This is a genomic window from Bradyrhizobium sp. NBAIM01, from assembly GCF_020194115.1.
In the GTDB taxonomy this organism is placed as follows: Bacteria; Pseudomonadota; Alphaproteobacteria; order Rhizobiales; family Xanthobacteraceae; genus Bradyrhizobium; species Bradyrhizobium yuanmingense.
Window position 1 is genome coordinate 346,787 of the sequence record NZ_JADYVU010000003.1, and the last position, 12,870, is coordinate 359,656.

Sequence of the window (12,870 nt, forward strand, 5' to 3'; positions counted from 1 at the left end):
CACTTGATGCGCATCCTGGTCGCGACCGACGCCTGGCACCCGCAAGTCAACGGTGTGGTTCGGACGCTGACCAAGCTCTCTGACGCTGCAAAAGCGCTCGGCGTCGAGTTCACGTTCCTGACGCCGCAATCGTTCCGCACCTTCGCGATGCCGAGCTATCGCGACGTGCGCCTCGCCATGCCGCGCCCGGCCCGGATCGCAAGGCTGATCGAGGAGGCACGTCCCGACAGCATCCACATCGCGACCGAAGGGCCGATCGGCCTGATGGTCCGCCGCTATTGCCGCCAGCGCAAGCTGCCGTTCACGACCAGCTTCCATACCCGCTTTCCCGAATATGTCCGCGCCCGCGTGCCAGTGCCGGGCTCGCTGATCTGGCGGGCGCTGCGGCGCTTCCACAGCGCCAGTCGCGCCGTGATGGCGGCGACGCCGGCGCTCGCGCGCGAACTGACCGAGCGCGGCTTCGACAATGTCGTGCTGTGGCCGCGCGGCGTGGACACCACGTTATTCCACCCGCGAGTCATCGATCTCTGCCTGCCGGCACCCGTGTTCCTGTCGGTCGGCCGCGTCGCAGTCGAGAAGAATCTCGAGGCGTTCCTCGACCTCGACCTACCCGGCACCAAGGTGGTCGTCGGCGACGGCCCGGCGCGCGCCTCGCTGGAAGAGGCCTACCCCGATGCGATCTTCCTCGGCGAGAAGCACGGCGACGAACTGGCGGATATCTACGCGGCCGCCGACGTGTTCGTGTTCCCGAGCAAGACCGACACTTTCGGCCTGGTCCTGCTGGAGGCGCTCGCGAGCGGCCTGCCGGTCGCGGCCTTCCCCGTGAAGGGTCCCCGCGACGTGATTGGCGATGCGCCGGTGGGCGCGCTCGATCACGATCTGCGCAATGCCTGCTTCGCCGCGCTCGATATCTCCCGGCAGGACTGCGTCGCGTTCGCCGCCAATTACACCTGGGAGGCCTCTGCAACGGTCTTTATCGACAGCATTTTGGCGGTCGGGGCGGTGCTGCCCGGTCGGAACGCCGCGGAACAGCCGCGTTTCGTGGCTTGAGGCAAGAAATCCTCTCGCGGAGGTGTCTTGCCCGGGCCTGATCGGCCGCGATAGCATTCCGCCATGACCGAACAGGCCCTTCCGGTCGGCCCTGCCGACATCGATGCCGCAGCGCGCGTGATCGCGCCTTACGCCATCCGCACCCCGCTGTTGTCCTTCCCCGTGCTCAACGAGCGCGTCGGTGCGAAAGTGTTCCTGAAGCCGGAGATGCTTCAGCGCACCGGCTCGTTCAAGTTCCGCGGCGCCTTCAACAAGGTGTTCTCGATCCCGCAGGACAAGCGCGCCGGCGGCGTCGTTGCGTTCTCCTCCGGCAACCACGCCCAGGGCGTGGCGGCGGCGGCAAAGATCCTCGACATGCAGGCCACCATCGTGATGCCAGCGGATGCGCCGCTGTCGAAGCGCGAGCGCACCAAATCCTACGGCGCCGAGGTCGTGCTGTACGACCGCGACAAGGACGACCGCGAGGCGATCTCGCGCGGCATTGCCGAGAAGCGCGGCGCGACGCTGGTCAAACCCTACGACGATCCGTTCGTGATCGCAGGGCAGGGCACCGCCGGCCGCGAGATCGCCGAGGACATGGCAACGCTCGGCCTCGGCCCCGACATCGTGGTGGCGCCGGCCTCCGGCGGCGGCTTGATCGCGGGTGTCGCGACCGCCGTGAAGGCGCGCTATCCGCAAGCCGAGATCGTGGTCGCCGAGCCCGAGGCCTTCGACGATCACGGCATTTCACTCAGCGCAGGCCATCGCGAGCCGCATCCGCCGGCCGGCCGCACCATCTGCGATGCGCTGATGGCCCTGATGCCGGGCGAGATGACGTTTGCGATCAACAGCAAGCTCTTGGCGCGCGGCGTCACGGCGTCGGACAAGGAAGTCGGCGCGGCGGTCGCCTTTGCCTATCGCGAGCTGAAGCTGGTGGTGGAGCCCGGCGGCGCGGTGGGGCTTGCTGCGCTACTCGCGGGCCGCCTTGATGTGGCCGGCAAGAACGTCGTCATCGTGCTGTCAGGCGGCAATGTCGATGCGGAACTGTTCGCGGAGCTGGTGGCCTGATCGTCATTCCGGGGCTCGCGCAGCGAGAGCTATGATGCGCAATTGCGCATCTGAGAATCCATAACCACGATCGGGAGTATGGATTCCGGGCCTGCGCCTTACGGCGCATCCCGGAATGACCAAGAACAGACATGAAGAAGGGGCAGAGCGTTTCCGCTCTGCCCCTCTGTCGTCTCGCTCGCCGCAATCAGTGCGTGAAACCGCCGCGACGGTTGCCGCCATTGTTCATGCTCGGCGCTTGGTTCATCGACTGCCGGAAGTTGTTGTTGCTGCTGACCATGCGGCTCGGCATCGTGTTGAGCTGCGGGCGGGTGTTCTGCACGTTGGTCTGCACCTGCACCTTCTTCACCGGGTTATTGTTGAGCTTGACGATGCCGGTGTTGCCGTTGTTGAGCCGGATCGGGCGGTTCGGAGTCTGCACGTTGACCGGCTTCGACTCGATGTTCGGGCCACCCTTGCCGACATTCACCGGCATGGTCACGATCTTGCCCGGCTTGATGGTGCCGCCATTCGGCATGGTGCTGGTCGCAGGCAGGGTCACGATCTTGCCGATGCCGACCTTGCCGTTGACCGTGTTGGTCGGCGCAGGCAGCGTGACGATCTTGCTCGGGGTCTGCGGCGGCGTGCCGTTCTGCGGGTTCGGCTGGTTGTTGCCGGCAGGCAGGGTGACGATCTGGCCGCCATTGCCGAGCTTGCCGACGACATTGCCGTCGAGCGGCTTCTGCACGACCGGCAGATTGCCGTTCACCTGCGCGCCATTGCCCTGCTGCATCAGCGGCATGTATTTGGGCTGGCCGAGATTGCCGATCTTGATCGCCGGAGCAATGGTCTGCGGCGCCAGGAACTTGGTCGCCTGCATCAGGGGGATCTGCTTCGGCTGCACCTGCAGCTTCAGCGCGACCTGCGCATAGGGACTGTTGCCGTAGCTGTCATAGAAGCTCTTGTAGGCGAGCGGCGAGTTGGCGAGCACCGCCTTGTGCCAGGCCTGCGAGATCAGGATGTTGTTGAGCAGCCAGCGGATGTGGTCGCACAGCGGGTCGTGCGGGTACATCCGGATGAACTCCTGATAGTACTCCGGACGGCCCTCGGACACGACGTAGTCATAGGCCTGGCGGGTGGAGCGGCTCGGCAAATTGGAGGCCATCTGCACGACCGGCGCTTTCACCGGCGCGCGGTTGGCGGCAACGGCGGTGTCACCAAAGAAGGTGAAGTCGCTCGTCAATGACGAGCTCTCCCACGGAATCTGCGCGCCGCTGGTGGTCTGGTTGACCTGCAGGCGCACGCGCTTGAACAGCTGCTCGATCGGCACGTTGGGCTCGCGCGCGACGTTCAGGAACGCCTGTGTGTACGGGCTGTGGCCATTGGTGCCGTCGAGCGCCTCGGCACCTGGCGCGGTCGAGTAGCCGACGATCGAGCCGTTCGGCGCATCGACGATTGCCAAGCCTCGGCCGGCGTCGTTGATTTCAGGGAAAGGGTTGTTGCGGCAGGCATCGAGGATGACGATGCGCATGCGGCTCGGGATCGTCTCCAGCGTCGACATCACGTCGACGAGGCGCAGCGAATTGTTGACCAGTTCGGTCGGGCTGGAGACCTTGGCGTCGACCGGAACGAGATAGTTCTCGCCGGCGAGCTGCACGCCGTGACCGGCGTAATAGACCATCGCCACCGTGTTCGGACCGCGCGAGGCGACCTTGGCGGAGAAGTCCTGGACGACGCGGAGCATGTCGTTCTGGGTCAAGTCGGTCGCGGCGACCACTTCGAACCCGGCGGAGTTCAGGAACTGCGCCATCGACTGGGCGTCATCGTCGGGATTCGCAAGCTGCGGCGCGTTCTGGTAGTTGGCATTGCCGATCACCAGCGCCACCCGCTGCTCCGGGCCTTGCAGCGCGGTGGGGGCAGGCTGCACGGGGGCGACTTGCGCGGAAACGGGCCCGCAGGCGAAGCCGAACAGGCTTCCCAGCAGGCTCGCCGTCATGAAAAAGGGCTTTAGGCGGAACATGGCGTGCTCCTTTGGCACTCATCTCGATGCGAGATTGGTTGCGCGCAAGCTTGGCCGCGTTCGACCCTTGCGGTCCGTGATCCCTGTCACCATGCTGGCCTCCGTGATCTGAATCACGCTCGGAACCTGTTATGGTTAGCGATCGATTGGGAGGACGTCCGCCACATGCTGAAATCGATCGATCCGATCCTCACCCCCGATTTGCTCTGGCTGCTCGCCGCGATGGGCCATGGCGACGACCTCGTGTTCGTCGACGCCAATCACCCCGCCACCCGGATCGCGCAGAGCACCTCGTCGCAGCGCCTGATCCAATTGCCGGGCATGACGATGGAAACTGCCATCCGGGCCATCATGTCGGTCTATCCGCTCGACGATTTCGATCCCGATCCGGTGCGTGTGATGATGCCGGTCGACGATCCCGACCGCGTGCCCGAGGTGCAGCGCGCCGTGCTCGCGGAGATCGCACGTGCGGCTGGCCGGCCGGTCACGCCCGGCAAGCTCGCGCGTCCCGATTTCTATCGCGCGGCAGCGGCAGGCTTTGGCGTCGTGCAGGTCGGTGACAGCAGGGGCTATGGCTGCTTCCTGATCAGGAAGGGCGTGATCGGTTAGGAATATCATGAAGCATCCATCCTCACTGATCGTGTTCGGCGGCCTTCCAGGTACCGGTAAGACGACGATCGCTCGCGAACTCACCGCCAGGCTGGCGGCAACCTATCTTCGTATCGATGCGATCGAGCAGCCGTTGCGGGACGCAGGTTTCATCGTCGGCGCAGCCGGCTATGCCGTTGCCAACACGCTCGCCGCCGAAAACCTCAAGCTCGGGCGCATCGTCATCGCGGACTGCGTCAATCCCGTGCTGGCAAGCCGCGCCGGATGGCGGCAGACTGCCTTGCGAACCGGCGCAGGCATCGTCGAGATTGAAGTGATTTGCAGCGAACCGGCGTTACACCGGCAGCGCGTGGAAAACCGGCTGCCCGACATTGACGGTCACAGGGTTCCAACCTGGGATGACGTCGTGAGCCTGACTTACGAGCCGTGGGATCGGGAGCACTTGGTGCTCGATACGGCCGAGAGTTCGCTCGAACATGTCCTGGACCGCGTTGAAGCGCATGTGCGCGAGAAGATCGGCTAGTCGTCTTACTGGCGTTTGCTGGGACGAAACGCCTCGCACTCGAATTTGAGTGGCCTTCTCGCATCCGCCTGTCTATCGTCGATTCATGTCTCGCCTTCTGTGTCTCTTCGTTGCTGTCGTCCTGTCGCTGCTGCCCGCTGTGGCACCGGCCGAGCCCGTGCAAAAGCGCCCCAAGCCGGTCTGGAAGGGCTACGGCTTCCTGCCGGGCTATCGGCAGCCGCTCAGCAACAGCATCCCGCTCTACAAGCAGAAAGACGCCATGCGCCGCCTGTCGCGCGCCGACCGGCGCCATTGGTACATCGACCCGGTTCCACAATATTATCGCTGGGACGGCGAGTGGCACTATTTCGGTCGCCCCGGATTCAACGGCGGCCGCTACAACGGCGGCAGCTATGGCCCGTGCTGGACGCGCACGCCGATCGGTCCGATCTGGAATTGCGGGTGAGGCGCTGACAGTCAGGGAAAGCTGCGGACGACCTCGATCAAGCCGACGATTGCGGCATTGAACGCATCGAGGTCCTCGGCCGGAATCCAGTACTCCAGATGTGAGCGTCCGCCCGCTTCCTGCGCATCGTATTTTTCGATGAAGCTGCGCTTGACTGCAAAACGGGTCACGAAGCCCGATCCGCTCGCCGGGACATTCCAGTCCCGCGCGATCTTGATGGCGTAGTCTTCGGTCAGCACCGGATAGAAGATCGGCTGGTCGGGCAGGCGCGGCGGAAACGCGCGCATGCCGGATTGCTGGATCAACTCCAGCTCTTTTGGACCGACGGGCCGCCAGAGAGTGAGGGCATCTTCGGTGGGGGACATGGGCGTGAGGTCCAAGATCGACCGTCGTCGTTGCGAGCGCAGCGAAGCAATCCAGAATCCTCCGCGGAGACAGCCTGGATCGCTTCGCTGCGCTCGCAATGACGGTGTGGGGGGAGTGCGCGCCCCTTACGAAAAGAACGCGATCTTCTCGGCCTGGGTCATGCGGCGGATCGGGGCGAGCGGGTCGTTGGCCGGTGCGCGGGGTTTTTGCAAGATGCCGCTGGCGAGGATGGTGGCGCCGAGCGAGGCGTCGGACATGGACGCGGACATGGACGCGGGCAGGGGCGAGGGCATCGGCAGCGTCGCGGTCGGGGCTGCCGCCAATGATGCTGCGGCCGCCACGGCGGGCGCCTGCTGCTCCATCACTTCGGCGGCGGCTTCCGCGATGGCGTCGGTGAGGCGCGCGAGCGAGTCCAGCGCGATCGGCGCGTCCGCGGCGGGCTCTTCGGCGATGGCTGCGAGGACAGGCTCGGCTGCGACCGGCTCCGGCTGTTCGGTGGCAATAGGCGCCACGACATCCGAGAGCGCCGGCTCCGGCGTCGCGGCTGCCATCTCCACCGGCTCGATGATCTCGTCAAACTCGGGATCGGGCGCGGCCATCTCCATCGCGATGGCCTCGAGGATGGCTTCGTCCTCGGCCTCGGCTGCGGCGTCGAGCGAGAACTCCTCGCTTGCTTCCGTCAAGACCTCCGGCTGAGCGGCCGGCTCTTCAAACGCGACGGCTTCGAGCTCGGCATCATCAGGCGCGAGGTTTTCGAGCGCCGCGCTTTCGGCAGGGATTTGGCTTTCGGCCGCGATCCCCTGTGCGGCAGCCGCGTCCATGGCCTGCTCGGCGATGGCGGAGGTTTCAGCGACGGCCGCTGCTTCGACGGCCGCATCGAGTTCCGGAGCTGCCGCGATCTCTTCGCGCGTCTCCGTAAAAGCCACGGATGCATCGCCCGCCATCGCCGCCATCTCGACGGGCGAGGCTGCTGCGACTGATGACGGCGCCTCCTGCGTCGGAGCCGGAGCGGCCTGTGGCGTTGCGTCGCCGTCGAGCTGCTCGACGCGGTCCTTCAGCAGATCGAACGCGGCTTTGAGCTCGATGCGGGGATCGAGGGTCGAGATCTGCCCGCAGGCGGCCTCGATCGAGGCGAGCTGCGAATCAATGAGGTCGCAGATTCGCCCGTCGGCGCCGATCTCGCGCCAGCGCCAGGAGATCTCCTTGATGATGCGTACCCCGCGCGGGATCGGCGCGAGACTCGCCTCGATCGCGCCGGGATCGACCGCGGCGAGCGCGATCGTCTCGGCCTCGCGGATGGCGCGGCGGATCTCGACCAGCGCCTCGGGCAAGCGGTCCTCGACGACCGGTTGCCGCTGTGCCGCAAGGGTTTCCTCGATTTTGGCGACCGCATCCAGCACCATGCTTGTGTCGGCATTGCGGTTGCGCTTGGCATATTCGCCGAGGAACCAGCGGCCGCGCGCGGTCTCCATGAAGGCTTCGCGGATCGCGTCGTAATCCTGCTCGTTCGGCGCGGCCGCGCGGGCAGACATGGGCGAGAGGGCGAATGCTTCGTTGGCCATGACAATCTCGTCGCGCAAATCAGTGCGCGTTACTGTAACGATCACCACGATATCGACCGAATCGCAATTGGTTTGATGCAGTCCGAATCACAAATCCCCATCGCGGCAGCGACGAAGCGGCGATTCGCCGTGTTCTATTCGGCCTTTTTTGCGGTCCTGGGCACGCATGTGCCGTTCTTCCCGGTCTGGCTGAAGGCGATCGGCATCGACGCTGTCTGGATCGGCATCATCGCCGCGCTGCCGGCGATCACGCGCTTCACCACGCTGCCGCAAGTGACCGCTTTTGCCGAAAAGCGGCAGGCCATTCGCGCCGCCATCATGGTGTCGGCGCTGGCCACCGCGATCGGATTTACGATGGTCGGCCTGCAGCAGCAGCCGCTGGCGCTGTTCCTGATCTATGCGCTGACCTGCATGGTGTGGACGCCGACGATGCCGCTGACTGATGCCTATGCGTTGCGCGGTGTCGCTCGCTACGGGCTCGATTACGGACCCCTGCGGCTGTGGGGGTCGGCGGCGTTTGCCGCCGGCTCGCTCGCCTGCGGCTATCTCGTCGACGTCATCGCTCCGCGCGACCTGATCTGGGTCATCGTGGCCTGGGCCGTCGTCGCGGTCGCAGCCAGCCTGCTGCTGCAGCCGCTCGACGATCTCAGGCGGAGGACGCCGGAGCGGCATGCCGGGAAGCCGCTGCTGCGCGATGCAGACTTCTGGGCCGTGATCGCGTCGGCGGCGCTGATCCAGAGCAGCCACATCGCCTTCTACACCTTCTCGGCCATCAACTGGCAGCTGCAAGGCATCAGCGGGCTGACCATCGCGGTGCTGTGGACGCTCGGCATCATGGCAGAGATCGTCGTGTTCGCGCTGTCGCCGCGCTTCTCGCTGCAGCCGTCCACGCTGATGGCGATCGGCGGCGTGGTCGCCGTGCTGCGCTGGATCGTCACCGCGAGCGAGCCGCCGCTCGTGCTGCTCGCGATCGCCCAGCTCGGCCACGGCTTCAGCTTCGGCCTGACCATCGTCGGCACCATGAACCTTTTGGCGCAGCGCGTGTCTTCGCATCAGATCGCGCGCGGGCAGGGCTATTACGCCGCCTGCAACGGGCTCCTGGGGGCGGCGACGTCGATCGCATCAGGCGCGATCTACGCCCGCATCGGCGACAATGTCTATTACGTCATGGCGGCGATGGCCGCTGCCGGTGCCATTCTGATCTGGTCGGCGCGGCATCGCCTCACGGCTCAGCCCCAGAGCGAAGCGTCCGGCGGGTAGACCAGGCTGCCGTCATAACGCAGGCCGTGGTCGCGGTCGCGCGCCAGCAGCAAGGGGCCGTCGAGATCGACGAAGCGCGCCTGCGGCGTCACCAGCATTGCAGGCGCCATCGACAGCGAGGTCGCGACCATGCAGCCGATCATGATCTCGAAGCCGAGCGCCCGGGCAGCATCGGCCATGGCCAGCGCCTCGGTGAGGCCGCCGGTCTTGTCGAGCTTGATGTTTACGGCGTCGTAGCGTTCGCGCAAGGGCGCAAGCGACTTGCGGTCATGCACGCTCTCGTCGGCGCAGACGGCGAGCGGGCGCCTGATGCGCGCCAGCGCTTCGTCGCGGCCTGCCGGCAGCGGCTGCTCCACCAGGGTCACGCCGGCGGCGGCACAGGCGGCGAGATTGGCTTCCAGATCGGCCTCGGTCCAGGCCTCGTTGGCATCGACGATCAGCTCGGCTTCGGGAGCGGCCTTGCGCACGGCTGCGATGCGCTCCGGATCGCCGTCGCCGCCGAGCTTGATCTTGAGCAGCGGACGGTGCGCCGCTTTGGCGGTCGCCGCGGCCATGGCCTCGGGGGTCGCTAACGAGATCGTGTAAGCCGTGGTGCGCTCCACTGGCGCCGGGCGGCCCAGCAGGTTCCAGGCGCGCAAGCCGGCCGCGTTGGCCTCGAGGTCGATCAGGGCGCAATCCAAGGCGTTGCGGGCCGCACCTGATGGCATTGCGGCCTGCAGGGTCTCTCGCGTCAGCCCGCCCGCGACGGCCTCCTGCATGGCCTGGATCGCGGCCAGCGTCGCCTCCGGCGTCTCGCCGTAGCGAGGATAGGGCACGCACTCGCCGCGGCCGGTCAGGCCGCCCCGGCTGACCTCCGCCACGACCGTGACGGCCTCGGTTTTGGCGCCCCGGCTGATGGTAAAGCTGCCGGCGATCGGGAAGCGCTCGATTCGCGCCGCCAGGGTCACAAGTTTGCTGGAAGTCATTTTGAACTCTGGCGAAATCTGAACCTGCTAGTTACCTCTAGCAACTAACATTAACCCCTTGGGGATACCTTCTCTGGGTAAGGGCGCGTGCGCAACCATCTGATTTTCTCCGCCCCGGCGCGGGAGCGGACATGAGTGGCGATCCGAAGCTGGAACGGATTGCCAAGGGCAACGCGCTGGCACTGTGCGCCACCGGCACCTGGACCGCGAGCTTTGCGCCGGTCCTGGAGCGCATGGTGGCGGACGCCGAGAAGCTCGCAGGCACCCCGCAAAGCATCTTCATCGACGTCTCCGAGGTCGCCAAGCTCGACACGTTCGGTGCCTGGCTGATCGAGCGGCTGCGCCGCAGCCTGACCCAGGGGGCCGTCGAGGCGCAGATCGCGGGGCTCTCCGCCAATTATTCCAGCCTCGTGGACGAGGTGCGGCGGGTCAGGGGGGCGGCGGTGGTCGACAGCGACCCGATCACCATCTCCGGCATGCTGGAGCAGATCGGACGGGCCGTGGCCGGCGTCGCCGGGACGGTGGCGGGCCTCGTCGACATGCTGGGCGCCGTGCTCGCGGCGTGGTTTCGCGTCCTGATCCATCCGCGCTCGTTCCGCCTGACCTCGACCGTGCACCACATGGAGCAGGTCTGCTGGCGCGCGGTGCCGATCATCGTGCTGATCACCTTCCTGATCGGCTGCATCATCGCGCAGCAAGGCATCTTCCATTTCCGCCGCTTCGGCGCCGACATCTTCGTGGTCGACATGCTCGGCGTGCTGGTGCTGCGCGAGATCGGCGTGCTGCTGGTCGCGATCATGGTCGCCGGCCGCTCCGGCAGCGCCTACACCGCCGAGCTCGGCTCGATGAAGATGCGCGAGGAGATCGACGCGCTGCGCACCATGGGGTTCGATCCGATCGAGGTCCTGGTGCTGCCGCGCATGATGGCGCTGGTGCTGGCGCTGCCGATCCTCGCATTCCTCGGCGCCATGGCCGCGCTCTATGGCGGCGGTCTGGTGGCCTGGCTCTATGGCGGCGTTCAGCCGGAGGCCTTCCTGCTGCGCCTGCGCGACGCCATCTCGATCGACCATTTCATCGTCGGCATCGTCAAGGCACCGGTGATGGCCGCCGTGATCGGCATCGTCGCCTGCGTCGAAGGGCTCGCCGTGCAGGGCAGCGCGGAATCGCTGGGTCAGCACACCACCGCGTCGGTGGTGAAGGGCATCTTCTTCGTCATCGTCATGGACGGCATCTTCGCCATCTTCTTCGCCTCGATCGGGATGTGACGATGGCAGGCGAGATACAGGACCCGATCATCCGCGTCCGCGACATCACCGTGCAGTTTGGCGCCACGCGCGTGCTGGACGGGCTCAACCTCGACGTCAAGCGCGGCGAGATCCTGGGCTTCGTCGGTCCCTCCGGCGCGGGCAAGTCGGTGCTGACGCGCACCATCATCGGCCTGGTGCCGAAGGTCGCGGGCTCCATCGAAGTGTTCGGCGTCGACCTCGATTCATCGAGCGCGTCGCAGCGGCGCAATGTCGAGCGGCGCTGGGGCGTCCTGTTCCAGCAGGGCGCGCTGTTCTCCTCGCTGACCGTGCGGCAGAACATCCAGTTTCCGATGCGCGAATATCTGCGCGTCTCGCAGCGGCTGATGGACGAGATCACCATGGCCAAGCTCACCATGGTCGGCCTCAAGCCCGAGGTCGCCGAGCGTTTCCCGTCCGAACTCTCCGGCGGCATGATCAAGCGCGTGGCGCTGGCGCGTGCGTTGTCGCTCGATCCCGACCTCGTCTTTCTGGACGAGCCGACCTCCGGCCTCGATCCGATCGGCGCGGGCGACTTCGACGAGCTGGTTCGGACCCTGCAGCGCACTTTGGGGCTGACGGTTTTCATGGTAACCCACGACCTCGACAGCCTATACACAGCATGTGACCGCATCGCCGTTTTAGGGAACGGTAAGATCATTGCGGCAGGGTCGATCGCCGACATGCAGGCCTCGCAGCATCCCTGGCTGAGGCAGTATTTTCATGGCAAGCGCGCCCGCGCGGTCATGGGTTGAGAGCTGGGTTGAGTAGCCGGAGCACCTGATGGAAACGCGGGCGAACTACATTTTGATCGGCTCGTTCACGCTGGCGGTGATCGCCGCCGCGATCGGCTTCGTGCTGTGGTTTCAGTCGCTGCACACGACCAAGCAGCGCAGCCCCTTGCGCGTCGTGTTCGAGGGCCCGGCGGCGGGCCTGCGCAACGGCGGCAGCGTCAATTTCAATGGTATCAGGGTGGGCGAGGTGGTCTCGGTGAAGCTGGACAACCCGCGGCGGGTTGTCGCACTCGCCATGATCGAGAATAACGCCCCGATCCGCAAGGACACCCTGGTCGGCCTCGAATTCCAGGGCCTCACGGGCGTCGCCGCAATTTCGCTCAAGGGCGGCGAGGAGGCTGCGGCCCCGCCGCCGCTCGACCAGGACGGCATCCCGACGCTCACGGCCGACCCCAACAAGCTCCAGGATGTCACCGAGGCGATCCGCGCCACGCTGCAGAACGTCAACAAGATCGTCGCCGACAATCAGGAATCGGTGAAGAACTCGCTGAAGAACCTCGAGACCTTTACCAACTCGCTGGCGCGCAATTCCGAAAAGATCGACGCCGTGATGGCCAAGGTCGACGGCGTCATGCTCAAGGCCGACAATCTCATGCTCGGCCTCAACACGCTGGCCGGCGGCAAGGATGGCGGCGAGCTGTTCCAGGCGGTGAAGTCGATCCGCGAGCTAGCCGAAGATTTCGACAAGCGCTCGGGCGCTCTGATGGCCGACGGCCGCCGCACCCTCGGCGACATCAGCCGCGCCGTGAACAATTTCGACCGCAACCCGACCCGCGTCCTGTTCGGCGCCAGCAATTCGTCGCAGCCCGCCCCGCCGCCCGAGCCGCCGAAGCCTGCGGCAGCGCCGAGGCGGTAGGCGGTAGGAAAGCGCGAATGGGGGAGTGGCGAATAGCGAGTAGCGTATACAGCCTTCCTCACGGATCGATCCCAAACAAAAACGGAGCCCGCGAGGGCTCCGTTTTCATTC

The 12,870-nt window shown here is 66.0% G+C and carries 13 protein-coding genes; 9 read left to right on the plus strand and 4 right to left on the minus strand.

What is annotated here, in order from left to right; all coding sequences use genetic code 11:
- The first annotated feature begins 6 nt into the window (after positions 1 to 6).
- A complete protein-coding gene (locus I6F31_RS12435; protein WP_225148291.1) occupies positions 7 to 1,050 on the plus strand; it encodes a glycosyltransferase family 1 protein in 1,044 nt (347 codons plus the stop codon).
- Positions 1,051 to 1,113: 63 nt separating this feature from the next.
- Complete coding sequence (locus I6F31_RS12440; protein WP_225114178.1) at positions 1,114 to 2,097, plus strand: threonine/serine dehydratase; 984 nt, start codon at positions 1,114 to 1,116, stop codon at positions 2,095 to 2,097.
- A 187-nt stretch (positions 2,098 to 2,284) separates the two neighbouring features.
- Here the strand turns inward: I6F31_RS12440 and I6F31_RS12445 are convergent, their stop codons facing one another.
- Entirely contained in the window at positions 2,285 to 4,096 is a 1,812-nt protein-coding gene (locus I6F31_RS12445; RefSeq protein ID WP_225148292.1) for a caspase family protein, read from the minus strand.
- 165 nt (positions 4,097 to 4,261) lie between these two features.
- Here I6F31_RS12445 and I6F31_RS12450 point away from each other — a divergent pair, with 165 nt between their 5' ends.
- The 3 genes from I6F31_RS12450 (at position 4,262) to I6F31_RS12460 (ending at position 5,673) form a co-directional block, all read left to right on the plus strand.
- Positions 4,262 to 4,705, plus strand: coding sequence for an RbsD/FucU domain-containing protein (locus tag I6F31_RS12450; RefSeq protein ID WP_036015548.1), 444 nt, complete (start codon positions 4,262 to 4,264; stop codon positions 4,703 to 4,705).
- 7 nt (positions 4,706 to 4,712) lie between these two features.
- The gene (locus I6F31_RS12455; protein ID WP_225148293.1) at positions 4,713 to 5,228 is read left to right on the plus strand and encodes an AAA family ATPase; all 516 of its coding nucleotides are present in this window, start codon (positions 4,713 to 4,715) and stop codon (positions 5,226 to 5,228) included.
- Between the two features lie 85 nt (positions 5,229 to 5,313).
- Positions 5,314 to 5,673 carry a hypothetical protein gene (locus tag I6F31_RS12460; protein ID WP_036015565.1) on the plus strand — a complete coding sequence of 120 codons (360 nt, stop codon included), beginning with the start codon at positions 5,314 to 5,316 and terminating at the stop codon, positions 5,671 to 5,673.
- Positions 5,674 to 5,684: 11 nt separating this feature from the next.
- Here I6F31_RS12460 and I6F31_RS12465 read toward each other — a convergent pair whose 3' ends face one another.
- Both I6F31_RS12465 and I6F31_RS12470 read right to left on the minus strand, forming a co-directional pair.
- On the minus strand, positions 5,685 to 6,038 hold the full coding sequence (locus tag I6F31_RS12465) for an ADP-ribosylation/crystallin J1 (protein WP_225148294.1): 354 nt from the start codon (positions 6,036 to 6,038) through the stop codon (positions 5,685 to 5,687).
- 126 nt (positions 6,039 to 6,164) lie between these two features.
- Entirely contained in the window at positions 6,165 to 7,601 is a 1,437-nt protein-coding gene (locus I6F31_RS12470; RefSeq protein WP_225185465.1) for a hypothetical protein, read from the minus strand.
- Positions 7,602 to 7,676: 75 nt separating this feature from the next.
- On the opposite strand from I6F31_RS12470, the gene I6F31_RS12475 reads away from it, so the two are divergent.
- Positions 7,677 to 8,861 (plus strand): MFS transporter, encoded by a 1,185-nt coding sequence (locus tag I6F31_RS12475; protein WP_225185466.1) that lies wholly within the window; start codon positions 7,677 to 7,679, stop codon positions 8,859 to 8,861.
- On the opposite strand, the gene dgcA is transcribed toward I6F31_RS12475, so the two are convergent.
- Complete coding sequence (gene dgcA / locus I6F31_RS12480) at positions 8,831 to 9,826, minus strand: N-acetyl-D-Glu racemase DgcA (RefSeq protein ID WP_225185467.1); 996 nt, start codon at positions 9,824 to 9,826, stop codon at positions 8,831 to 8,833. The genes I6F31_RS12475 and dgcA overlap by 31 nt on opposite strands.
- A 131-nt stretch (positions 9,827 to 9,957) precedes the next feature.
- Here dgcA and I6F31_RS12485 point away from each other — a divergent pair, with 131 nt between their 5' ends.
- From I6F31_RS12485 to I6F31_RS12495, 3 genes are read left to right on the plus strand one after another with little or no spacing between them, the layout of a single operon-like run.
- Positions 9,958 to 11,091: an ABC transporter permease gene (locus I6F31_RS12485; RefSeq protein WP_225135887.1), complete on the plus strand. Its 1,134-nt coding sequence runs from the start codon at positions 9,958 to 9,960 to the stop codon at positions 11,089 to 11,091.
- Positions 11,092 to 11,093: 2 nt separating this feature from the next.
- On the plus strand, positions 11,094 to 11,864 hold the full coding sequence (locus tag I6F31_RS12490; RefSeq protein WP_036044529.1) for an ABC transporter ATP-binding protein: 771 nt from the start codon (positions 11,094 to 11,096) through the stop codon (positions 11,862 to 11,864).
- Between the two features lie 28 nt (positions 11,865 to 11,892).
- Positions 11,893 to 12,759, plus strand: a complete 867-nt coding sequence (locus tag I6F31_RS12495; RefSeq protein WP_057028765.1) for an MlaD family protein — start codon at positions 11,893 to 11,895, stop codon at positions 12,757 to 12,759.
- Positions 12,760 to 12,870 lie beyond the last annotated feature (111 nt).